The 25,814-nt window shown below is 28.3% G+C and carries 19 protein-coding genes and 1 pseudogene; 3 read left to right on the plus strand and 17 right to left on the minus strand.

What is annotated here, in order from left to right; all coding sequences use genetic code 11:
- Window positions 1-51 precede the first annotated feature (51 nt).
- The 15 genes and pseudogenes from JRV97_RS01250 to JRV97_RS01320 all read right to left on the minus strand — a co-directional run bounded on the left by JRV97_RS01250 (window position 52) and on the right by JRV97_RS01320 (window position 18,890).
- Window positions 52-1,233, minus strand: coding sequence for an ABC transporter ATP-binding protein (locus JRV97_RS01250; RefSeq protein WP_280999505.1), 1,182 nt, complete (start codon window positions 1,231-1,233; stop codon window positions 52-54).
- Window positions 1,233-2,240: an ABC transporter ATP-binding protein gene (locus JRV97_RS01255; RefSeq protein ID WP_280999507.1), complete on the minus strand. Its 1,008-nt coding sequence runs from the start codon at window positions 2,238-2,240 to the stop codon at window positions 1,233-1,235. The genes JRV97_RS01250 and JRV97_RS01255 overlap by 1 nt, the downstream gene beginning before the upstream one ends.
- 17 nt (window positions 2,241-2,257) lie before the next feature.
- Window positions 2,258-3,004, minus strand: a pseudogene (locus JRV97_RS11625) (ABC transporter permease); the annotation flags it as partial.
- Between the two features lie 635 nt (window positions 3,005-3,639).
- Window positions 3,640-4,677 (minus strand): ABC transporter permease, encoded by a 1,038-nt coding sequence (locus tag JRV97_RS01265; protein WP_280999511.1) that lies wholly within the window; start codon window positions 4,675-4,677, stop codon window positions 3,640-3,642.
- Between the two features lie 141 nt (window positions 4,678-4,818).
- Window positions 4,819-6,654, minus strand: a complete 1,836-nt coding sequence (locus JRV97_RS01270; RefSeq protein ID WP_280999513.1) for an ABC transporter substrate-binding protein — start codon at window positions 6,652-6,654, stop codon at window positions 4,819-4,821.
- Between the two features lie 233 nt (window positions 6,655-6,887).
- On the minus strand, window positions 6,888-8,069 hold the full coding sequence (locus JRV97_RS01275) for an ABC transporter permease (RefSeq protein ID WP_280999515.1): 1,182 nt from the start codon (window positions 8,067-8,069) through the stop codon (window positions 6,888-6,890).
- Window positions 8,066-8,752: an ABC transporter ATP-binding protein gene (locus JRV97_RS01280; RefSeq protein ID WP_280999517.1), complete on the minus strand. Its 687-nt coding sequence runs from the start codon at window positions 8,750-8,752 to the stop codon at window positions 8,066-8,068. The genes JRV97_RS01275 and JRV97_RS01280 overlap by 4 nt, the downstream gene beginning before the upstream one ends.
- 9 nt (window positions 8,753-8,761) lie before the next feature.
- Window positions 8,762-9,982: an efflux RND transporter periplasmic adaptor subunit gene (locus JRV97_RS01285; protein ID WP_280999519.1), complete on the minus strand. Its 1,221-nt coding sequence runs from the start codon at window positions 9,980-9,982 to the stop codon at window positions 8,762-8,764.
- Window positions 9,979-11,262: a TolC family protein gene (locus JRV97_RS01290; protein WP_280999521.1), complete on the minus strand. Its 1,284-nt coding sequence runs from the start codon at window positions 11,260-11,262 to the stop codon at window positions 9,979-9,981. Before JRV97_RS01290 ends, JRV97_RS01285 begins: the two co-directional genes overlap by 4 nt.
- Before the next feature lie 10 nt (window positions 11,263-11,272).
- On the minus strand, window positions 11,273-12,307 hold the full coding sequence (locus JRV97_RS01295; protein ID WP_280999523.1) for a TolC family protein: 1,035 nt from the start codon (window positions 12,305-12,307) through the stop codon (window positions 11,273-11,275).
- A 180-nt stretch (window positions 12,308-12,487) separates the two neighbouring features.
- Window positions 12,488-13,351: a 3-deoxy-7-phosphoheptulonate synthase gene (gene aroF / locus JRV97_RS01300; protein ID WP_407081561.1), complete on the minus strand. Its 864-nt coding sequence runs from the start codon at window positions 13,349-13,351 to the stop codon at window positions 12,488-12,490.
- Window positions 13,352-13,571: 220 nt separating this feature from the next.
- Window positions 13,572-15,221, minus strand: a complete 1,650-nt coding sequence (locus tag JRV97_RS01305) for an alpha-amylase family glycosyl hydrolase (protein WP_280999525.1) — start codon at window positions 15,219-15,221, stop codon at window positions 13,572-13,574.
- A 12-nt stretch (window positions 15,222-15,233) separates the two neighbouring features.
- Window positions 15,234-16,307, minus strand: a complete 1,074-nt coding sequence (locus JRV97_RS01310) for a glucose-1-phosphate thymidylyltransferase (RefSeq protein WP_280999527.1) — start codon at window positions 16,305-16,307, stop codon at window positions 15,234-15,236.
- Window positions 16,308-16,329: 22 nt separating this feature from the next.
- Window positions 16,330-17,094 carry an inositol monophosphatase family protein gene (locus JRV97_RS01315; protein WP_280999529.1) on the minus strand — a complete coding sequence of 255 codons (765 nt, stop codon included), beginning with the start codon at window positions 17,092-17,094 and terminating at the stop codon, window positions 16,330-16,332.
- Window positions 17,091-18,890, minus strand: a complete 1,800-nt coding sequence (locus tag JRV97_RS01320) for a TIGR03960 family B12-binding radical SAM protein (protein WP_280999531.1) — start codon at window positions 18,888-18,890, stop codon at window positions 17,091-17,093. Before JRV97_RS01320 ends, JRV97_RS01315 begins: the two co-directional genes overlap by 4 nt.
- Window positions 18,891-19,065: 175 nt before the next feature.
- On the opposite strand from JRV97_RS01320, the gene JRV97_RS01325 reads away from it, so the two are divergent.
- From JRV97_RS01325 to JRV97_RS01335, 3 genes are read left to right on the plus strand one after another with little or no spacing between them, the layout of a single operon-like run.
- Window positions 19,066-20,328 (plus strand): ABC transporter substrate-binding protein, encoded by a 1,263-nt coding sequence (locus JRV97_RS01325; RefSeq protein ID WP_280999533.1) that lies wholly within the window; start codon window positions 19,066-19,068, stop codon window positions 20,326-20,328.
- An 8-nt stretch (window positions 20,329-20,336) separates the two neighbouring features.
- Window positions 20,337-21,212, plus strand: a complete 876-nt coding sequence (locus JRV97_RS01330) for a carbohydrate ABC transporter permease (protein WP_280999535.1) — start codon at window positions 20,337-20,339, stop codon at window positions 21,210-21,212.
- A complete protein-coding gene (locus JRV97_RS01335; RefSeq protein WP_280999537.1) occupies window positions 21,209-22,042 on the plus strand; it encodes a carbohydrate ABC transporter permease in 834 nt (277 codons plus the stop codon). The genes JRV97_RS01330 and JRV97_RS01335 overlap by 4 nt, the downstream gene beginning before the upstream one ends.
- An 18-nt stretch (window positions 22,043-22,060) precedes the next feature.
- On the opposite strand, the gene JRV97_RS01340 is transcribed toward JRV97_RS01335, so the two are convergent.
- Both JRV97_RS01340 and JRV97_RS01345 read right to left on the minus strand, forming a co-directional pair.
- Window positions 22,061-23,983 (minus strand): ABC transporter ATP-binding protein, encoded by a 1,923-nt coding sequence (locus JRV97_RS01340; RefSeq protein WP_280999539.1) that lies wholly within the window; start codon window positions 23,981-23,983, stop codon window positions 22,061-22,063.
- A gap of 1 nt (window position 23,984) precedes the next feature.
- Window positions 23,985-25,721 carry an ABC transporter ATP-binding protein gene (locus JRV97_RS01345; protein ID WP_280999541.1) on the minus strand — a complete coding sequence of 579 codons (1,737 nt, stop codon included), beginning with the start codon at window positions 25,719-25,721 and terminating at the stop codon, window positions 23,985-23,987.
- Window positions 25,722-25,814 lie beyond the last annotated feature (93 nt).

Below are 25,814 nucleotides of genomic sequence, written 5' to 3' on the forward strand. Positions count from 1 at the left end.
AAAGTGCCTATCCAAAAACTGGATCGGCACTTTGTTTTTAGTTTTATATTATTATCCTTTAAATTGTCCTGCAAAGTGACAAGCTACCATATGTCCATCACCCATATCTACTAGTGGTGGTTCTTTTTTAGAACAAATGTCTTTTGCTATTGGACATCTTGTATGGAATCTACATCCACTTGGAGGATTAATAGGACTTGGAACATCTCCTTGCAAAATGATTCTCTTTTTCTTGTATTCAGGATCTGGTATTGGTATAGCAGACATTAATGATACTGTATATGGATGTAATGGATTATCAAATAATGTTTTCTTGTCTGCTAATTCTACTATTTTACCAAGATACATAACTGCAACTCTATCTGAAATATGTTTAACTACGGCCAAGTCGTGAGCAATAAATACATATGTTAATTTAAATTCTTTTTGTAAATCTTCTAATAAGTTTATTACCTGTGATTGAATAGATACATCTAATGCAGAAACAGCTTCATCAGCAACAATTAGTTTTGGGTTTAATGCCAATGCCCTTGCAATACCAATTCTCTGTCTTTGACCACCTGAGAATTCGTGTGGGAACCTATATATATATTCTGATGATAAACCAACTTTTTCTAATAAATCTTTTATTTTTTCTGTTGCTTCTGCTCCGCTTTTTACAAGGCCATGTGTAAATAAACCTTCTGCTATTATACTTCTTATTCTTAATCTTGGGTTCAATGAAGAATATGGATCCTGGAATATAATTTGCATGTTTCTTCTAAACCATTTTCTTTTTTCATTTAAGTTAGATAACATTTCATTATGTAATCCATGATATCCTTTTTCAAAATATATTTTTGCATATTTTTTATCTATTTCATCTGAAAGATTTTTTATTACTTCATCTTCTGATTTATATTTATTTTTTAACTCATTAAATCTACTTACATATATTTCATGTATATATTTATTTGCTCTTGTTTTAGGTAAAAATAAAGGTGTTGTATCCAAACCATCTACAACTATTCTACCTGCTGTAGGATTTAATAATCTTAAAATTGTCATTCCTGTTGTACTTTTACCACAACCAGATTCTCCAACTAATCCAATTGTTTCACCTTCATATACTTTAAAAGAAACATCATCAACAGCTTTAACATGAGCTACAACTCTTTTAAAAACGCCAGCTCTAACAGGGAAATATTTTTTTAAATTATCTACTTGCAATAATATTTTTTTATCTTGAGACATTATTTTTCACCTACCCTTGATTTCTCTACTTCTTTTACTAATTCATCTATATAGAAACATCTTGAGTAATGTCCTGGTTCAACTTCCATCAATTCAGGCATTTCATCTTTACATCTTTCTTTTGCTAAGAAACATCTATTGGAAAATCCACAACCTTTAGGGAATCTTCTTGGGTTAGGAACTGTCCCTGGAATAGACATTAATCTGTCTACTTCTTCGTTTAATTTAGGTATAGATTGCATTAAACCCCATGTGTATGGATTCTTAGGTCTTTTGAATATAGATACTATATCACCATATTCTACAACTTTTCCAGCATACATAACAGCTGCTTTATCAGACATTTCTGCAACAACACCTAAATCATGAGTTATAAAGATAATTGCCATACCATATTCTCTTTGCAATTCTTTCATTAATTCTAATATTTGTGCTTGAATGGTAACATCTAATGCAGTGGTAGGTTCATCAGCAATCAAAACTTTTGGATTACATGATAATGCCATAGCAATCATGGCTCTTTGTCTCATACCACCAGATAATTCATGTGGATATTGGTCAACACGTTTTTCTGGTTCAGGAATACCAACTTTTCTTAATAAGTCTATTGCTCTTTCTCTTGCAGATTTTTCATCCATTCCCATATGAAGCATTATCATTTCTATTATTTGATCACCTACTGTAAATACTGGATTTAATGCTGTCATTGGTTCCTGGAAAATCATTGCAATTTCTTTTCCTCTTATATGTCTCATATCATCTTCTGGAATTTTGCTTATATCTTGACCTTTGTATAATATTTCACCTTCAGCGATTCTTCCATTTTCATCGAGCAATCTCATAATACTTAATGAGGTTACCGACTTACCCGAACCTGATTCTCCAACTATAGCTAGTGTTTCTCCTTCGTGAACCTCAAAGGATACTCCCCTAACTGCTCTTACTTCACCATCTTCTGTATTGAAATATGTATGTAAATTATTGACCTTTAATATTGGGTCTTTCATCATTAGCCTCCTTTCAACTAACCACGTAGTTTCGGATCAAAGATATCTCTTAATGCATCTCCTACTAAGTTCCATGCTAAAACAAATAATACCATTGCTGTACCTGGGAATACTATTGTATACCAATATTCAAATGCTCCACCAGTTCCACCTAAAATCCAGTTTCTTGCATAGTTTAAAATTGATCCCCAATCTGCATAACCTTGTGGAGCACCTACACCCAAGAAACTTAATACTGCTGCTGTAATAACCATTGAACCTATCCTCATTGAAGCCTGGATTAATACAGGGAAAATTGTATTAGGCAAAATATGTTTAACGATTATTTTAGAATCTCTTACACCCAATGCTTTAGCAGCTAAAACATATTGGTCATTTTTAGCTTGTAATATATTACCTCTGATTAACCTTGCAGAACCCATCCATCCAAAAACAATCATGGCAATCATAACTTTATCAAGACCTGTTCCTAAAACTGTAGTTAAAACCATAGCTGATAGCATGAATGGAATGGACATAAAGATATCTGTAATTCTCATTAACACTTCATCAACCCATCCGCCAAAGTAAGCTGAGATGGATCCTATAAATAATCCTATTAAAGTTGCTGAAACAACAACAATAATACCAATTTTAAAACCTGTCCTTGTTCCCCATACTACACCATAATATATATCTCTACCATTACTTATACCAAAAGGATGACCTTTTGAAGGTGGTTGAGGTGTATTTTCATATGTTACAATAGGCATCAAGTATGGATCATAGTGTAAATCCTTAATATAATTAGATTTTAAATCTTTAAAGTATTTTTTTGCTGCTGGTAAAAATTCATCTACTGAATTATTTTTTGAATTTATTTCATCTAACTCTTTTTTCATTTTTTCAGCATTTGTAGCTTTTGCTAAAAAGCTTTTTACACCATTTTCTAAATCTTTTAAAGCTGCATTAAATTTCTTTTTATCCTTTAAATTCTTTTGAATATTTTCCAAGTAGGATGTATCCAATACATAATCTTCTGTTAGAGGAGTTAGTTCATCAATTAATGCTTTTAGATTTTCTTCACTTTTATTAGATTGATAATTTTTTAACGTTTTTTCTAATTTTTTCACATCATTTGCATAATCAAGATAAAAGCCATATGTAAAGTCATAATAATCTGAAAATGAGCTTGTTAAATCATCTATTATAGATTTATCTTTTGTTTCTGATAATTTATTTAACATAGATTCCATATTTTCTATTTCAGGATCAATTGGAATTTGTGGTGGTGCTAATAATGGTGCAAAAGAAGCTATTAAAATAAAAAATATTAATAATATTAATCCCAACATTGCTGAAGGGTTCTTATAGAATTTCCTGAGCGCTCTTTTGTATTCTTCGTTCACTTCAACTCACCTCACTCGTATCTAATTCTTGGGTCTATTAATGCATATGATATATCGATTATTAAGTTTCCAACAATCAATAATAATGATGAGAACAATAACATACCCATTATTGAAGCATAGTCTAATTGTCCTGCAGCTTTTGCTGCAAAACTTCCAATACCTGGTCTAACAAATATTGTTTCAACTATAATAACGCCCATTATCAATCCAATAATCATAGAACCTGCTACTGTAGCAACAGGAATTAAAGCATTTCTTTTAGCGTGTTTATTGATAACAACTCTTTCAGATAATCCTTTTGCTCTTGCAGTTCTTACATAATCTTTACTTAAAACTTCTAACATTGATGATCTTGTAATTCTAATTAAATATGCCCACCATAAGTAAGATAATGTTAAAATAGGACCTATTAAATGCCTGAGCCCATCCCAAAATACATCTAATCTTCCATTTAATAATCCATCTATTGTAACTAATTTTGTATATTGATGAAAGCCTGGCGAGTTGATTATATTTTCAACCTGCAGACTAATTCTTCCAGGGGGGAACCATCCGAGCCAACTATAAAACACCATAAGAATTATTAAACCAAAAACAAAGTCTGGGAACGACCATCCCACTATTGAGAAAATTCTTATTAAATGGTCTTGCCACTTATTTCTATGCAGCGCAGCTTGTACTCCAAGCCAAACTCCAACACCTATTATTGGAAATATTGCATATAATGCAAGTTCTACTGTAGAAGGTAATCTGTGAATAATAGCTTTTGCAACTGGTTCTTTACCAACAATTGACCAACCCAAATCTCCATGAGCTACTGATTCAATCCATTTTACATATCTTGTAAATGGATCATCATTTAGCCCATATTTTTCTTTAACCATCTCTAATTCTTCTACTGACATTTTGTCTAAAGAATTAGGATCTACATATGCAGCTAATAACTGGTCTTCTCCAAGCAGTTGCATCATGGAGAAAACTATTAATGTAACTCCAAAAATTATAAGAGGTAGTAATAGTAACCTCCTAATAATATACGCCGTCATACAAGCACCTCCATAGATTTTTATTAAAAACCAATATATTATACCATAGAAACATAACATTCAAAAAACAAAAAAATAAGGGGAAGGACCTTCCCCTCCCCTTTAAAAGAAAATAAAAGTTATTATTTTTAAAAATTTAAATTATTTGTCTGATTTCCAATAGTGATAATAATCGTCACCTGGTCTGATTGAGTTTGGATACCAACCTTTTAACCATTTTCTGTGTACCCTTACACCAACTGGTTGATATAATGGAACACCTAATCCTTCTCTAATTACGAATTCTTGTACTTTAATGTATATTTCTTCTCTAGCTTTTGGATCTGTTAATGATGCTGCTTCTTCAATCATTTCATTTAATGATTTTCCGCCAAAGAATGCTTGAGGTTTGTTTGCAAATTGATCATATTTTTCTCCATAGTAATAACCATAATCACCTTTTGAATCGTAGAATGTGTAAATGAAGTTATTTGGATCTGGATAATCTGCTAACCAACCTAAGATGTATAATGGCATTTTACCGTTCTTTCTTGCGTCTAAGAATGTTGGCCATTGAACTCCTCTAACTTCTGCTTGGAATTTAGGATTGATTTTCTTTAATGAGTCAGCTAATAATTCTGCTGATTTTTGTCTTGCAGCATTTCCTGTGTTGTAAAGAATTGTCATTTTGAAACCTTTTCTCCATAATTGACCTCTAAATGCTCTCTTGAAGTATTTTGTTGCTTCTGCTAAATCGAATTTTGGTTTTGGTAAGTTATCATCATAACCTAAGAATCCTTTTGGTAATGCTGTAGGTACTAATTCACCATAACCATCTAATACTTCATCGATCATCTTTTTGTAATCAAATGAGTAAATAAATGCTAATCTAACGTTTTTATCAGCAAAGAAATCTACAGGTATACCTTGTCCATCTAATTTTCCGCTTCCAATATATGGTGAATCTGGTTTTACTTGCCAGTTGAAGTTTAATGTTGTTACTGATACTGTTGGTAATCCTTCAATAATTTCTAAATCAGGATTTCCTTTAATTTGGCTTAAGTATTGTGCAGGAACTGCAGCAATATCTGCTTCACCTTTTTCTAACATTGCTTTTCTTGTTGACCATTCATCTACTCCCCAAATAACTACATTTTTAACTTTTGCTGGACCTCTCCAGTAACCGTCAAATGCTTTTAATGTAACTTTTTGTTGTGTTCTATCCCATTCTACTAATTCATATGGACCTGAACCAATTTCTTTTGCGTATAATGGTGAATCTTCTTTTTTCCAGTCATGGAATTTCCACCATCCGTCTTTTTTACCATCCCATAATCCTAATCCCATTGCAGCTTTGCTATCTAAAATTGCTCCCCATGATGAACCTTGTGCAATGATATTTAAGAAATATACTTTTGGTGCTGCTAAATGGAATACTACATAATCTCCATCTACAGTTACTTTTGAATCAATATATTTATCATAGAAGTCTAATAATATTTGTTTTGCTTCTGCATTTACAGGTTCTTTTGTTTCTGGATTTACTAATTCTGACCATGAGTGCCCTGTTAATCCTTTAACTGCTGATTTTAAGCTGAAGTAATCTCCAAAGAATACTTCGTATAACATCCAGATAGGTCCTCCACCAGGATTTCCTATTAATGCTCTTTTGAATGTATATTCTACATCATATGGTGTTAATTCATTTCCACTGTGGAATTTAACACCTTTTCTAATTTTGAATTTAACTGTGTTTCCATCAATTTCCCATTTTTCTGCTAATCTTGGTAAAAATTCACTTAAGCTTGAACCTTTGTACTCAATTAAGTTGTCATATACATTAAAAATTACCTCACCACTAGCTTTGTCATATGCTTGATGTGGGTCTAATGTGTCTGGTTCCCCAATAGTTACATCTACAATAGTATTGGGGTTCATAACATTTGCAAACGTGAAGATAGAAAATACCAACAATAATGCTACTAAAAGTTTCTTCATACAGTCCCCTCCTTATATAAAATTTATTCCGGATATATTTTACCACAAAAAATTTAAAATTACAAATACTTTATCAAAGTTTCTAATTGATTAAGCGCCAACTACATTGTTATCTTTAATATTTCATTATAATAAATCTAAATATTTCAAAATTTCCTATTATTATGAAAATTCTTTCATATTCTCTCTTTTATTAATTTCTTCTTGTTAATTCTATGTAAATGAAAAAATATTTATTCATATCTTAGTGCATCAACAGGATTTAATTTTGAAGCTTTTATTGCTGGGTATACTCCAAAAAACAAGCCTATTGCTCCAGAAACAACAAATGCCAATACAATTTGGTTTATATCAAAATACGGTGTGATATTAATAAATTTCCCAATTAATTTAGCAAAGTATATTCCAGAAAAAATTCCTATAGAACCAGCCGTTATAGTTAAAAAAATGGATTCTGTTAAAAATTGCATTAATATATTTCCATTTGTAGCTCCAATAGCTTTTTTTATACCTATTTCTCTTGTTCTTTCTGTAACCGATACAAGCATTATGTTCATAATACCTATACCACCAACAAGAAGTGATATTCCTGCTATTGCTCCTAATGTTAAATTAAGCATTCCCGTAACTTGATTTATAGTTCCTAATATTTCTTCTTGGCTGATAATAAAATATGCTCTATCATCTTTAAATTTTGTATATAGAAAATTATCCAGTTCATTTTTTGCCTCTTCATTTAAATCACTAGATATAGCTTTTGCAAAAAATTGATTCACTACATCAAATTTTGTAACTCTTTTATTCATTGTTTCATATGGAATAAAAATTGTATTATCTACATTTAAAAATAATTTAGAACCCGTAGGTTTTAACACACCTATTACTGTAAAATTAATGCTTCCTTTATTTCTGAATAATTTTATAGTTTTACCAATTGGGTCTTCTTCTGCAAACAATTGCTCTGCTACAGAACTACCAATAACAGCTACTTTTAAAATACCTTTATTATCTATATCATTTATCATTCTGCCTTTTTCTACTTCTAAACTAAACATTTTTATAAAATCTGGAACAACACCATAATATTGAGCAGAAATTTCATTTGTACCATATTTAAAATTGCCTCCACTGGAAAAACTTGGAGTAATATTAGTTAAAAACTGCGCATTCATTTTCAAATCTTCTAAATCTGCAGTGGTTAATTTTGCATATCTTGAGCCTTTTGCAATAACATAAAAAATATTTGATCCCATGGATTCTATTTCGCTTTTTACTGAATATGTTGCCCCATTTCCTAAAGACAATACTATAATGACTGCTAAAACACCTATTATTATACCAAGCATAGATAAGAAAGATCTCGTTTTATTATGAAATAAAGCTCTTAAAGCTTCTTTTATCATTTCTATAATCATACAAAACTCTCCTTTTGTATAAGACCATCTCTTAAGAATATATTATGATTACCAAGATTTTCTAATTCCGGATCATGGGTAACAATTATAACGGTCATTCCTTCTTCATTTAATTTCTTAAATATTTTTAGAACTTCCTCTCCACTTTTTGTATCTAAATTCCCCGTAGGTTCATCAGCTAATATATAGCTAGGGTTATTTGCTAAAGCTCTTGCAATAGCAACCCTTTGCATTTGGCCTCCTGATAATTGTGTAGGTCTATGATGGATTCTATCGCCTAATCCTACCAACTCTAATAATTCTTTTGCTCTCTTTTTTCTTTTATGAGCAGGAATACCTTTATATATCATAGGTAATTCAACATTTTCTAACGCCGTCATTCTTGGCAATAGATTGAATTGTTGAAATACAAATCCTATTTTATTTCTTCTTACCTTTGCCAAATTTTTTTCATCTAAATCACTAACTTTAATAGAATCTATATATACTTCACCTGAGGTTGGAACATCTAAACACCCCATTATATGAAGTGTTGTAGACTTCCCTGAACCAGAAGGTCCCATTATTATCACAAATTCTCCTTTTTTTATTTTAAAATTTATTCCAGCTAATGCTTTTACTTTTACTTCACCCATATCATATATTTTTTTTACATTTTTCACTTCAAAAACTATATCATTCATCTAACCACCTCATTTACCTAAAACCCTACCTGCCGGTATTCTTGTAGGTGATTTTTTTAAGATGGAAATATTTTTTGATGTTGATTTCATTAGCACTATTTCTCCTTCCTTTAATCCATCCACTATTTCTGCAAAGCTTTCAGTAATTGTTCCTAATTTTATCTCCCTTTCTTCTGGTACAGGATTTCCATTTTCATCGTTTCCCTTTTTTACCAATACGTATGTTTTACCATTTTTACTTGTTATTGCAGTTAAAGGTATTTTTAACACATTTTCTTTATTAGTAGAAAAAATTTGACCTTCTGCTGATACACCTGCAAATATTTTTAAATTTAATTTTCTAGAAATTCCTATATTCCTTTTATTCATAAATGTTTCTTTTAATTTTTCCCTTTCTTCTGGTGTCATATTTTTTATTTTTTCTGCTAATGCTTTTCTATTAGGATTATTGAACTGATTATTAATATTAATCGTTTTATCTTCAGAATTAACTACATTTGAATTTTCTTGGATCAAATTTGTATCGTCCTTTGGCAATAATAAGTCTGCTTTAATTTCTGCCACTGTTACATTATTCGAAGTTAAATCTCCAGAAGAAAGATAGGTTATAATACCAGGAATTTCTTTATCAAAGTATCCGTCAATTGTCAAGGTTAATTTCTGTCCAATTTCTACTTTTGGATAATCAATTAAATCAATATAACCAATAAATTCATACGACATATCATCAATTACAACTCCGATTAATGTATTAGTTCCAATTGTATTTCCTAACTCTACATTAAAATTAATTAATTTACCCGAGATAGGTGCTTTTATGACAGCACTTTCGTAGTCTTTCTTAGCTTTCTCATATTGAGCCTTTTTTATCTCCTCATCTATTGTATTTTGACCTTTTACCGATTCATAAGCTTGTTTCGCATTTAAATAAGAAATATATAATGATGTATCATCAATTTTTAATATAGGCTCTCCTTTTTTTACGTAATCCCCTTCTTTTTTATATATCTCGATAACCTTTCCAGAAACACGTGGATATATATATCTATAATTCTTTGGTTTAATATGACCAGATACATCTATAACTTCTGTTAAACTTCCTCTTTGAACGGGATATTCCACATATTTAACAGTTGAATCTACAACATTATTTTTTTTGTTTTGCATTATAAATAATATAGATACACCTATCGCCACAATAATTAATATAGAAATAATCCATTTTTTCATTTAAATTCCTCCTCAAATAGGCTGATTAAATCATAGCCTAAAAAACTATATATATTTAATTTTTGAACAAATATGTCAAATTTCGCTTTTTCTAAATCTAATTTAGATTGCTTATATTCTAAATATTTTTCATCTAAATCTTTTTCAGATATCAATTTTTTTTGATATTTTTCTTTATAAATATCATAATTTAACTTTTTTATTTCCATATCTAATTCTTTGGTTTGTAGAGTTAATGTTAAAGTATTTAATGTTTTTAACATATTATCATATTGGTCTATTAAATTTTTTATTTTTTCTTCATAGCTTCTTTTTGACAAATAATAATTATCTTCTTTTTGTTTTGCTTGAAATTCTCTATAACCTTTATCATATAAGTTATAATTAAAATTTAAAAATAATGATGTTGTTAATTTTTTTTCATCTGAACGAATAGGATAATTATAATCAAATGTAATACCTGTCGTAATATCAGGTAAATATAATCTGTATATTCTATTATTTTGTATTTTGTTTAATTCTATTTCTAATTGTTCAGCAATTACATCTGACCTATTGTATATTTCACTCGATGATGGAATAGTTAATTCTGTAATTTTATAATCGATATTATAATCTTTATATTCTTCATAATTTTTTTTAGCATTTAATAATGCAATTTGTGAATTTAAATAGAATTTTTTACTATTTAAAAATTCTATATTACTTATTAAACCGCTTTCATATTTTGATTTGTCATTTTTATAATCCTGTTTTTGATATTCAAATAATTTTTCTTGAATATTGTATAATTCATTATAATAGTAATTATTAAATCCTTTGTTTAAATATTCTAAAAACAATTGATTTTTGGTATTTAGCAAATTCCACTGCGATTTTAACAAATTGATTTTTGCATTTAATAATTCTTCATCTGTTTCAGAAAATATTTCTTTTGAGATAGTTAGCGAATATGTATCTCTCCAATCATCCCATAATTGATTGGAAAAATTACCATTTAAACTCACATTAAAATCAAATATTTTCGCATTAATTCTTAATGGTATGATCAATGAAGATGATTCAGAAGAATCTGATTTTGAATAATTAACATTAGCATTTGAAATCATAATTGAAGGTAAAAATGTATCCTTTAAAAAATAATTTTCTTTTGATTGATTAAAATTATTCAATATATTTAAATATTGAGAATCATTATATACATAGCTTTTTATATTATCCAACCAGTTAGAGAAGGATAATATAGGTAATAATAATAGTATTAATAATATTTTTTTCATTACACACACCTCATTTTACTTCAATGAGTTCTAATAATTTGTTATTTATATCCTCATTTAAATAGTTGTATAAGTCAATATATTTTAATACTAATCCCATCTTCTTATTATTAATTTGCATTATTGTTGAAAGGAAGGAGATTTTAGATTGATTAAATTGAGTTTTTTCTATTAAGCCACTATCATATCTTTTTTCTGTATCTTTTAAATTTTCTTCCAAATATTGTAGGTTTATTAATGATGAAGATAAATCTAATTTTGCTAAGTTTATGTCATTTATTAATTCTATAATTTCTCTAGTTTTAGATATTTTTAATTCTTTTAAATTTAATTCTTTCTTTTTTAAATCTATCTCCTTTTTTCTCAAATCAGAACCTGTTAGGATGTCTTTTGTCGCATTATATTCATTTAAAGTTATTTGATAAGAGGTTTTTTGTATTAAATAATCGTAATCATTTTCTACAAGACCTGCTACTTTTTCAGGAGTTAGTTCTGGTAATTCTGGAAAATTTATTACTAAATTATAATTTAAAGTTGCATCATCAGAATTAATAAATATCTTAAAGTCATCAAAATCTTTCATCAAAGATATTTTTGCATTTTCAAGATTATATTGAGAATTTTTAAAATTATATTCAGAGTTCAATAAATTCGAATGGCTAATTAGATTCTTTTTGTATAAATTTTGAGAGTCATTATAATTTTTTTGTGCATTTTCAAAACTCAATTGTTTGATTTGAAGATTAATCTGGTCATTTTTTAAGGTAAATAAATAATTCACTAAATTCTTTATTAAATTAATTTTAGTAGTTTCATACCCTTTCATTATTGAATAATAAGTATTTTGAACGTTGAGTTTTGCTGCAGAGCTATCTGCTGTTATTTTTGCATTTTCATAATCTATCATATTACTTTCATAATTTAGTTCATTTAATAAATAATCTGTATTGTTGATTTTAACAGAGTTTAGTAATTCACCAGTACTTAAAGCAAAAATGTTTAAAGATATTAATGATACAAAAAATAAAAATATAACCTTTTTCATTTTCCCACTCTCCTTTTATTAATTTATATGTTAATTATACATTACTTTTCTTAGAATTTCCTTAAAATCTAAAATAAATGAAAGGAAGGCAACTTTGCCCTCCTTTAGAATTTGAGATTTTTATAATTTCAAATGTCATATTTCTACAAGTTTTAAATATGATATTTCTTGGTTTAATAATCATTTTATTTCAACTTTTAATACATCGGCTAATTCCTTTATCTCTTTTATTGTTTTTTCAAATTCCTTGAATATCATACTTTGTTTCCCATCAGACAATGCTTTTTCTGGTTGCGGATGTATTTCAACCATAATCCCATGAGCCCCTATTGCTAAAGAAGCTTTAATCAAATCTGGTATAATATCCCTTCTTCCTGCTGCATGACTTGGATCTATAATTATTGGCAAATGAGTTTCTTTTTTTAATACAGGAATAGCAGAAATATCAAGTGTATTTCTGGTTTTTGTTTCAAACGTTCTTATTCCACGTTCACATAATATAATATTTTTATTACCTTCAAAAGCTATATATTCTGCAGAATATAAGAATTCTTCTATTGTCATCATAAAACCTCTTTTTAAGAGAACAGGTTTATTTAATTTTCCAACTTTACGCAACAATCCATAATTTTGTGCATTTCTCGACCCTATTTGAATAATATCTGCACATTCGTTTACTAATTTCAAAGTATCTTCATCTAATGCCTCAGTTATTATCTTTAGATTATACTTTTCAGCGGCTAATTTTAAATATTCCAACCCCTTTTTTCCTAAACCTTGAAAGGAATATGGTGAAGTTCGCGGCTTAAAAACTCCTCCACGCATTATTTTTATTCCTAATTCAGAAAGAAAATGTGCTGTTTCTTCTATTATTTCTTTATTTTCAACTGAACATGGTCCAGCAATTATAGTAAAAAATCCTTCTCCTACTTTTGTATTTTCTAAATCTATTATTGTATTTTCATTATTTTTTCTTGCAACTAATTTTATGTCCACTTTTAACTCAGCCTCCAAACTCATTCCATATACTGATATCTTTATTATAACATTTTTTATTAAAAACTTTCATACACTATAATTAAAAAAGTCTGCGTATTAACGCAGACTTCAAACTGTTGACAAAATAAAACATATATAAATGATACAAGAGAATTTTTGAAATTTCACAAAAAATATGGATGAAAGCAGATATATTAAATTTTGAAAATACTTTGTATTTTAATATAAAATTTGTCCACAATCTGAGTGTGTATTTTATACAGACTCAGATTGTAAATAATACCCATTTGTATTCATAATGTTTTAATTTCAACTCTTGAACTTTTTTATCTTCAAATAATTCCAATCCTTCTTTTTTTAAATTTATCTCTTTATTTTCATTAGTTAAATTATGAAACGCCCATAACATCTTATCTTTTATTCTCTTTTTAACTACATATAAAGATTTATCTTTTACTGGTATAATTTCTCCTTTTGCTTCAAAGAATTCAATATTTTCATTTCTAATCTTCAACATTTTTTTTATCTCATTGTATACTTTATATTCTTTTGAATTTTTATCCTTTAATTTATTTTCTACATAATCCCAATTTATAGGTCCTCTATTTAAGAATCTTGAATCTTTGAATCCTGTTTTTTGCGTCATTGTATTATAAAATTCATAATCATTTTCAAGTGCTAATTCATCACCATAATAAATTATAGGAGAACCTTCTGTTGTAAATAAGATAGAGAATGATAATAATACTTTTCTAATATCTTTATCCATTAATTCATACAATCTTCCTGATATTCCTTCACCTTTTCTAAATGTCCATAATGGATCTTTTAAATAGTATTGATTCATTTTCTTTCTTTCTTCTTCTGTTACAAATTCAAGAGTCAATTCATCATGACACCTTAAAAAGGTAAACCATTTACAACTGGCAGGTATTTCTGGTGTATTTTTTTCTTTTAATGTTTCATATATATGTGAGTAATCCTTTTCTGCTATTGTTAAGAAAAATTTCGGCATTAAAGGAAAATGATATCCCGCATGGCATTCATCGCCATTACCGAAATATTGAACAACATCTTTTGGCTTTAAATTTGCTTCAGCCACTAATATAGAGCCTTCTTGCAAATAATCCAATACTAATCTAAACATTTTTAATATTTTATGTGTTTGTGGTAAGTTTTCGCAATTTGTACCTTCCGCTTTCCATAAAAATGGTGCAGCGTCCATTCTAAAACCATCTACACCCATTTTTTTCCAGAATATTAGAACTTTTATCATTTCTATTAATACTTCCGGATTTTTATAATTTAAATCTGGTTGAAATGGATAAAATCTATGAAAATAATAATCTCCTGTTTCTTTATTATATTCCCAATTACTATCAACCATACCTTTAAATAATAATCTTGCATCCTTATATTTTTCTGTATCTTTATTCCAAATATAATAATCTCTATAAGGAGAATCTTTTGAGCTTTTGGCTGATTTGAACCACTCATGTTCATCTGATGTGTGATTGATAGCTATATCAAATATAACTTTAATACCCTTTTCATGTGCTTTATCAAGAAATCTTTTAAAATCTTTATTAGTTCCTAGATCTTCTCTTATTTTATAATAATCTCTAATATCAAATCCCTGATCTTTTAGTGGTGAATCCAACACTGGCAAAAGCCAAATGGTATTTATTCCCAATTCTGATAGATACTCAATTTTTGAGGTTAAGTTTTTAAAATTACCCGCATATAAATCTACATATAATGAATATATTACTGCCTTTTTATACCAATCTTTGTCTGTTTCTTTATCTTCAAAAAATTCTTTTTCTCTTTTTATATAATCAATTAATTTATTTAATTTATCTTCATTTGTGTTTGAATACACTTCAATCCATAATTCTTTCAATTTTTCCAACAATTAACTCATCTCCTATTTAGGAATTTCTATTTTCGAATAATCCCCTACTACTAATTTTATTGTTTTTGGTTTTCTGTCAGAATGAATAACTGTTGCATTTGCACCTATAACACTTGAATCCAATCTCGTATCAAGATTTGCTATGGTAGCCCTATCAAGTATTATTGAATTTTCTATTTCTGCATTTTCAATAGTCACATTAGAACCTATACTGGTATATGGCCCAATATATGCATCAGAAATTAATACATTTTCACCTATTATTATTGGTCCTCTAATAACACTGTTTAATATTCTGGTTCCTTTACCTATTATGACATTGCCATGTACAGTCGAATTTTCATATATTATTCCCTCATTTGAACTTTCCCTTAATTGTTCTAAAACTTTTCTATTAGCTTCTATTAAATCTTCTGGTTTCCCTGTATCTTTCCACCAACCATATACAATATGAGCTCCAACATTTTTTTCATTTTCAAGTAACCACTGGATGGCATCGGTTATTTCCAATTCACCTCTCCATGAAGGTTTTATATTTTTAATTGCTTCAAATACTATTGGTTTAAATATATATACACCAATTATAGCTAAATTAGATGGTGGATCTTTTGGTTTCTCCATAACTTTCCTTACCTGACCATCCTCTATAATTGCTATACCAAATCTTGAAGGATCTTCCACTGGTGTTAATAGGATAAATGAGTCCATATCCTTATTATTAAATTCTTTTACAAACTTCCCCAGATCAACTGTAACCAAATTATCGCCTAAATACATCAAAAATTCATCGTCTTTTAAAAATTCTTCAGAAATAGCAACTGCATGTGCCAACCCCTTCGGCTCTTCTTGAACAATGTAGGTAATTTCCAACCCTAATTGTGATCCATTTCCCAAGGTTTCTTCAAAATCTTTTTTGTTATCTGGATTCACTACAATCCCGACTTCATTAATTCCTGCTTCTTTTATCATTTCCAGACTATACACAATAGTTGGCTTATTAGCAATAGGAATTAATGGTTTAGCATTTGTAAAAGTTAATGGTCTTAGTCTCGTTCCTTTACCTGCACACAATATCAAAGCTTTCACAACTTCACCCCCGTAATAATGTTTAGATTTGTATGGTGTTTATAATTTTCATTAAATCTTCATGAATATATGGATTTGAATATAAATTTTTTTTGTTGAATATATTAGTAGGATTTCCATAATAATCTGTAATAATTCCACCTGCTTCTTTTACTATAATATATCCTGCGGCAACATCCCACGAATTTCCTTTCACAGAAATAAAAGCGTCGAAATGTCCTGTTCCTACATAAGCAATCTGCAAAGCAGCTGTACCTAATAATCTCAATCTCATCACTTTTGTTTCTAATGCTTCAAAATATTTGTGGGTTTTACCCCTTATATTTCCCATTGAAATCATTGCATCATCTAAAACTTTTGCCCAATTAGGTGTTATTTTTTCTCCATTTAAAAAAACTCCTTTATTTTCTTCCGCCACAATTACTTGATTCATTACCGGGGCATATATTATACCATATTTTGGTTCATCATTTTCAACATATGCCGCAGATATACAGAACATAGGCAACATTTTAGAAAAATTAACTGTACCATCAATAGGATCTATCACCCAATAACCTTTTGTTTCAGGTTTTTTATTCATCCCACTTTCTTCACCTAAAAATCCTATTTCTGGAAATTTCTGAGTTAATGAATTATATAGAAACTCCTGTACTCTTAAGTCGAGTGATGTAACTAAATCATGTTTGGAACTTTTAGAACTAATTGTAAATTCTTCCTCTCTCCATTTTAAAAGCTTTTTCCCTACTTCTATTATTTTCTCATTTAAAAATTCAAACTCTATCATTTTATCACCTTCGCAAGGTTGTTAGTTAATCCTGTTTTTATACAAACTCCACATAATGTACAAACGCTCCATCTACAATCATCTATTGTTTTTTCAATCTTTGCATTTTCTATTTCACTATTAAGAAATTCATCTTTAATCAAAATATCAATTATTTTCCAGGGTAAATCATTCGTTTCTAATTTCCCAAGATATTTTTGCGTATCTATTTCCAATTCATTTATTTTTCTAGCCCATTTTCTGAAATCAAATTCTTCATCCCATTCATCAAATATAGCATTTTCTTCTATAGCTACTTTATATATTAATTCCGATATTTTTCTATCTCCTCTGGAAAGTAAAGCTTCAATTAAACTCACATATGGATCATGAACTTTTAATTTAGCAAATTTTCTCACTTCATTTAATATTTTTATTTTTTCTTTTATTTCTTTTGGCTGATAAAATCGTTCTTTTTCAAAAGGTGTATGTGGTTTTGGTATAAATATAGAAACATTTACAGTAATGTCTTTTATTTTAGTCTGCTTTTTTATTTTTCTTGTTAATTCTACTATTGCTTTAACATCTTCTTCTGTTTCTGTAGGAAGACCAATCATAAAATATAATTTTATCCTTCGCCAACCAGATTTTTTTGCATATTCAGCTACATCAAGTATTTCTTTTTCTGAAATATTTTTATTAATTACATCTCTTAATCTTTGAGAACCAGCTTCTGGAGCAAAGGTTAATCCTGTTTTCCTTGCGCCAGATATTTTACTTCCTATTTCTAATCCAAATTTATCAACTCTGCTGGACGGTAAAGATATTGATATTCTATTTTCTTTTAAAAAAGGTTCTAATTCATTTAAAACCGTTTCTAAATCACTATAATCTAATGTACTTAATGATAATAATGATAATTCATTATATCCTGTTTTTTCAAGAGTTTCTAAAGATAGTCTAATTATTTCATCAGCTGTTCTTTCACGAACAGGACGATAATAAAACCCCGCATGGCAAAATCTGCACCCTCTATTACAACCCCTCATTATTTCTACAATAGCTCTATTGTGTATGGTTTTTATTTTTGGAACAATTTGCATTGTTGGAAATTCTGCCTTGTTTAGATCCTTTATTTTTCTTATTTTTATACGTTCTTCATATTCTGGAACTATATGTCCTGAATTATTCATTTTTATCTTATAATATTTTGGCACATAAAACCCTTCTGTATTGTGTAAATTCTTTATTTTTTCTTCTCTATTTAAATTGGATGACAATATATTTATTAAATCATCTATTACAGCTTCTCCATCACCGTTATAAAAAGCATCAATAAAATCTGCTATTGGTTCTGGATTTGATGCACTTGGCCCACCTGCTATGATTATTGGATCATTTTCAGATCTATCTTTTGAATATACTGGTATTTTAGCTAATTTGAGTGCATGAACAATGTTAGTATAAGATAATTCATATTGAAGAGTTATTCCAATTAAATCTAAATTTTTTATTGGTGTATATGTTTCCAATGTATATAAAGGTATATTTGCATTTTTCATTTCAGTTATCATATCTTTCCATGGCAAAAATATTCTTTCTGCAAAAACATTTTCTCTTGAATTAAAAGAATGAAATAATATCTGAAAACCTGTATGTGACATACCAACCTCGTATAAATCTGGAAACATTAATCCTACTCTTATTTTATTTTTTGGATTTTTTATAATATCATTATATTCTCCACCAATATACCTTGCTGGTTTTCTAACCCTATGTAACACTCCACTTGAAAATAACCATTTACTTATATTCATTAAATTTCCTCCCAATATATGCTTTTTCTTAGTATATCACAATTGTTTTTATTATATGTAAATTTATATTTATAATTAAGTTGTCTAAAGAAATTTATTCTTTTTAATATACTATTAATTTTTATGTAAAATATGATATAATATTTTTGTACAAAACTTTAAGGGGGGAATTTCTATGAAGAAGTTTATCGTTTTCATTTCATTACTATTGGTTGCATTATTTGCTTTTTCGGAAGAAACTATTACTTTGAACCTTGTTGAAGCATTTTCAAGTCCGTGGAGAACTCCAACCTTGAATAAAATCATTGAAATGTTTGAAACATTAAATCCTGGTGTTAAAATTAATGTAATCTCTCCACCTTATGAAACTGCTTATCAAAAAATAAATTTAATGGTTAGTACAGAACAACCTCTTGATATTGTAGAAATAGGCGACTGGAATTTAAGCACATTAGCAGCTATGGGGAAATTAGAAGATTTAACTCCTTATATTAATTCATGGCCAGAAAAAAATGACTTAATTGATGGGATTTTAGAAGCCGCAAGTATCTATCATAACACACCTTATTTATTACCTCATGGTTTATTCGCAAAAGCTTTATTTTATAGGCCTGATGTATTGAAGAAATATGGATTTAATGATTATCCTAAAACTATGAAGGAATTATATGATATGGGTAAAAAATTAACTGAATCTGGAAAAAATCAATATGGTTTTGCTTTCAGAGGAAAAGGCTATCCAACATCATTTATAGATGCTGTTGTAACCTCTTTCTTTGATGATATTGATCCTAATAATATGTATTTGACTAAATCTGGCAAGATTGTTTTTGAAGATCCAAGAGCTGTTGAGGCTTTAACTTTTTATGTAAATATATATAAAGATACCTCACCTAAAGACTCTATTAACTGGGGTTGGGACGAACAAGTTAATGCATTTGTTTCTGGAATAACACCTCTTTTATTCCAGGATCCTGATACTACTGGAATGTTAAATGAAATGTTAAAACCAGGACAATATAAAACTGCTCCATTACCTGTAGGTATAAGCGGAAAAGCATATCCTTCATTTGGTTTTGTTGGTTGGGGAATTCCAACTTATTCTAAACATAAGGATTTAGCTTGGAAATTTATAAAATTTGTAAGTTCTGCTGAGATAAATGGCTATTGGAGTAAAGCATATGGTGCTTTACCAATTTTAAAATCTGTTTATAAATATGATTCATATTTTAGTTCTTATATCTTTGAAGGATGGACTAAAATGTTTGAAGATAAAAAACATTATCAATTTACCCAATATCCTTTAGATAATGAAAATTGGGGAAAATGGAATGAATTCCAGGAAAAAACTATGCAACAAGTTTTGTTGGGAAAATTATCTGTTGTAAGATGTTTAAAAGAATGGACAGATTTTTGGAAAAAAGCTGGAATTAAATAGGTGATTAGATGAAGCATAATAGATTTATTTTATTTATGTTATTACCAACATTACTATTAATTTCTTTTATAATATTATACCCCACTATTAGCGGGGTATTGCTCTCTTTTAAAAATTATTCTGTTTTTAATTTCGGAAATATAAAATGGATAGGTATGGAAAATTTTAAAGAGATTTTTGGTGATATTTTTTATATGGATGTTGTATGGAATACTATTAAATGGATTTTTTTCTCTGTAATTTTTCAATTACTTTTTGGTTTTATTTTAGCATTATTAATGAAAGAGCCTTTTAAAGGAAGAGGATTATATGCAGGACTTGTTTTCTACCCATGGGCTATTTCTGGTTTTGCTATTGGTTTAATATGGTCATGGCTTCTTAATGGTCAGTTTGGAGTTATAAATGATATTTTAATAAAGTTAGGATTTATTAAAGAAGGCTTTAATTTCCTTTCAGATCCAACTTTAGCTATGTTTTCTGTCATTTTAGTTAATGTGTGGTATGGTATTCCATTTTTTGCTATTATGATTTTAGCAGCTTTACAATCAATTCCAAATTCTTTATATGAAGCTGCTGAAATCGATGGCGCAGGATATTTTACTAAACTTTTTAAAATTACCATACCATATATTAAACCAACTTTAATCAATACCATTTTATTAAGAGTAATATGGGTTATGAATTTTCCAGATATTATTTATGGTATGACACGTGGTGGCCCTGCGGGAAGTACTGAAATACTATCTGTAAAAATGATAAACACTGTTTTTTATGAATCTAATTACAGTAAGGCTGCTGCACACGGAGTTATTATTGTTTTAATTCTTTTAATTTATACAATAATGTATTTAAAATTAACTTCCAAAAAGGAGTTTAGTCTATGAAAAAAAATAAAATCGCAGGAAAAATTATTCGCATTATTCTCTTAATAATATTTCTTATTTTTGCTTTATTCCCTTTATATTGGATTGTACTCACATCACTAAAACCAACATATGAACTCTATACTTTTCCAATAAAATATTGGACTATTAATCCAACTTTTTATGGTTATAAGAAATTATTTGAATTTGTAAATTTTAAGCAGTATTTTTCTAATAGTATTTTTGTTTCTTTTTTAGCTTCATTTATATCAACAATTTTTGCAATGTTAAGTGGATATGTATTATCTCGAAAAGAATTTAAAGGAAGATATGCTGTTATTTTATTCTTGTTTTTTTCACAGATGATTCCATCATATTTGATAATGGTTCCACAATATGTTATGTTTTCAAATTTTCATTTGATAAATAAATTAATAAGTATTGTTATTGTTTATAGTGGATTTGGTGCAGCTTTTAGTACTATAATGGCAAAAGGTTTTTTTGATAGAATTCCAAAAAGTATAGAAGAAGCTGCTTTAATTGACGGGTGTAATGAAATACAATCGTTATTTAAAATTACCATTCCATTAATGCTACCTGGACTTTCAGCTATTCTTAGTTTTTCTTTTGTAAATAATTGGAATGAACTGTTTACTGCTGTAATGTTTTTAAATACATCTAACAAATATACCGTTCCAGTTGGTTTATACTCTATTGTTTCAAAAGCAGGAATACAATGGAATGTGCTAGCTGCAGGAATCGTTGTAGCTCTTTTGCCAACTATAATAGTATTTGCTGCTGCGCAAAAATATATCATTGCTGGATTAACCCAAGGAAGTCTCAAAGATTAAAAACCCAATAGCTTATAACTATTGGGTTTCGTATTGTAACTTGTATAGATCATAATATATTCCTCTTTTTTGCATCAATTCATTGTGGGTACCTTCTTCTACAACATTACCTTTATGAACTACCAATATTCTACTTGCTGTCTTTATCGTAGAAAGTCTATGAGCTATGGATATAATAGTTACTTTTCCTATGAGATTTTCCATGGCTTTTTGTATAAGATATTCTGTTTCAACATCTATATTTGCTGTAGCCTCATCTAATATTATTATTTTAGATCTAAATATTACAGCTCTTGCTAAAGCAATTAATTGTCTTTCACCAGCAGATAATGTACTCCCTCTTTCCAATATTTTTGTATAATATTTATCTGGAAACTTTTCTATCATTTCATGTGCATGAACCTGCTTTGCTGCCTGAATAACTTCCTCTTCAGAAATACTTTCATCAAATATTCTGATATTGTCCAAAATTGTACCGGTAAATAAAAAAACATCCTGTGGAACTACCGCAATTTGCCTCCTTAATGAATGCAAATCATAATCATTTAAATCTTTTTCATCAATATATATATTTCCTATTTGTGGCTTATATAACCCATTTATTAATTTAATAATAGTTGTTTTACCTGAGCCTGTTTCACCAACTATTGCTACATTTTCTTTACCAGCTATCTTAAAAGATACATTTTTTAATATATAATTTTCTTTTTCATATGCAAATGAAACTTTTTTAAATTCTACACTACCTTTGTTTATATCTTTATATAACCCCTTACCAAAATCTTCTTGTTTTAACTCTTTCAGTCTAAATATTTTTTCAGCCGAAGCAAATGCATTTTGTAATATATCATATTTTTCCGCTATATCAAATAGTGGTCTAAAAAACATATCTATATAAGAAGTAAATGCTACCAAAATACCAAAAGATACTACATTCTGTTTAAATAATTTTGCACCAAACCAGAATAATAATGAAAGTGTTATATAATACATCACATTCATTAATGGCCTGAATAACCCATTTAATATTATTTGTTGAATTCTTGATCTATATAATTTATAACTTAAATCATAAAATTCTTTTCTTTTTCTATCTTCTTGATTAAAAGCCTTCGTTACATTTGCTCCAGCTATATTCTCTGCCAAAAATGAATTTGTTGCTGAAATTCTTGTTCTGGTTCTTGCATATATTTTTCTATCTATAACTCCAAAAACCCATGTTGATAAAACAATAATTGGAAACATTACTATAACATATGTTGTAAGTTTAAAATTCATATTAAACATAACTATTATTACACCGATTATTATAGCAACATCTTTTGTTAAACTTGTTAAAACATCTGTAAAAAATTGAGAAAGATTTTGAGTGTCGTTTACTGTTCTTGTAGTAATTTTACCCGTTGGATTTTTAGTAAAAAAATCCAACGGTACTGCCAGAATATGCGTATATAATTCATTTCTTATATCATAAATAACTTTTTGCCCCATTAAATTAGAAAATATAACCTGTCCATAATTAAACATTAATTGACTCAAAAACAATAATACAACAAGAATAGAATATTTAGCAATATCATTTAATGATTTTTCTTTTATATGTTTTACATATTCAGATTCTACAGATATTTTTTTGTTTTCTTTAGTCATATAATATTTACCATCAATATGCTTTAATACATAGTCTCCTGTAGGAGAAGGAATAAATTTATTATTTTCCATCTTGAATTTATATGTTGAATTAATGACATTATCTATCACATATCTCATCACTGAAGGAATTGTTAAATCTATTGCTGTTGATAAAAACAAAAATAAAAAAGAAAAGATCAGAATAATATAATATTTTTTCATATATTTCCAGAGCATGGAAAATATTTTTATATTAGAAATGCTTCTTTGTTTTTCTTCTTTCAATATATCAGTATGGGCAGTTCTCATACTATTCCTCCTCTAACTTTTCTTCTATCAACTGTTTCATGTACATTCCATAATACACTCCCTCTAATGCTAATAACTCACTATGATTACCCTGTTCAACTATTTTCCCATTATCAAATACATATATTTTATCTGCATTCCTTACTGCCTTTAATCTATGAGAAATAACAATCATCGTTTTGTTAATAACATTATTTCTTAAATTATTTATTATTGCTTCTTCAGTTTCTGTATCAACAGCCGATAAACAATCATCAAGTATAATAAACGATGCATCTTTAGCTAATGCTCTAGCTATAGAAACTCTTTGTTTTTGACCACCCGATAATGTAACTCCACGCTCTCCTACCAATGTTTTATATTTTTCTGGTAATTCAAGTATATCTTCATGAACATTAGCAATTTTTGCAAATTCTGGAGCTTCTTTAACTCTTTCTGGATGGGCAAAACTAATATTATCTTCAATCGGCATTGAAAATAAAAATGATTCCTGAGGTACGTAAGATATATTATCTCTAATAAATTTAGAATGTAATTTATTTATATCTTTTCCATCAATAAAAATAGAATTATTTTCCACAGGATAAAATTTTAATAATAATTTTGGTAGTGTTGATTTTCCAGAACCAATTTTCCCTACAAACGCCACCATTTCTCCTGGTTTTATTTCCATATTAATATCCTGCAATGCATATTTTTCTGAATTCGGGTATTTGAATTTTAAATTTTTAATTTTTATATGACCTTTAAATTCTTTATTTTCATTTTTTAATTCCGGCTCAGGAACGCTTGATTGAGAATCCATTATTTCCATAAGTCTTTGATATGAAGCTTTACCTCTTTGAATAACATTTACAACCCATCCAACTGCCATCATTGGCCAAACCAACATTCCTATATATGAGTAAAACATTACTAATTGTCCAAAGGTAATTTCTTCGTTTATAACCATTTTACCTCCAAAATATATTGCTAAAACACCTGACATAGATGCAAAAAATTGTATCAAAGGAAACATCAATCCCCATGTTTTTATTAATTTCATCTGGGCATCGTAATATTTTTGAGAACGATCGTTAAATCTTTTTTGCATCGTCTTTTCAAGAGAAAAAACCTTTACAACATGTATTCCAGCATAACTTTCTTCAGTGTGATCGGATAAATCTGAAATTGTCTTTTGTAAATTTTTGAACAATCTTCTAATTAATTTACCGAAAAATAAGGTTATTATTCCTATAACAGGTAATGGAATCAATGATAAAAAAGTTAATTTTGGATTAACAAATTTCACCATAGCAACAACAGTAATTGTAGACATAAAAATTGTATCTATCATCATTACAATAGATGGTCCCATTGCCATTCTTACAGAATTCAGATCTTCAGTAAACCTGGTCATTAAATCGCCTGTTCTCCATTTATCATAAAAATCATATGATTGATCTAAAATATGGGAAAATATTTTATTTGCCGTCTTAAATTCAAATAATCTCGCCGTACCAAAAATAAAAAAACGCCATATAAATCTACCTATCATTATAGAAAAGGCTATAATTAAAATTGAAAATATAGAGGTTTTTATTACATCAAAGTTTTCAACCAATTTTAAATCATCCATTATATTTCCAATTTTTTTGGGTATAAATATTTGAAAATAATCAATCATTAAAAGAAAAATTATACCTATTAAATATCTCCACCAATTTTTTTTAAAAAATTCTTTAATAATAGTTAGCACCCCCCATTTTCGTTTGTATTACAAACTATTTTAACACTTTTAAGGAAAAAAATCAATATATAAAGAATTATTAAATGAAATAACTTTAAGGAG

The organism is Marinitoga aeolica (genome assembly GCF_029910535.1).
GTDB classification, from domain to species: Bacteria; Thermotogota; Thermotogae; order Petrotogales; family Petrotogaceae; genus Marinitoga; species Marinitoga aeolica.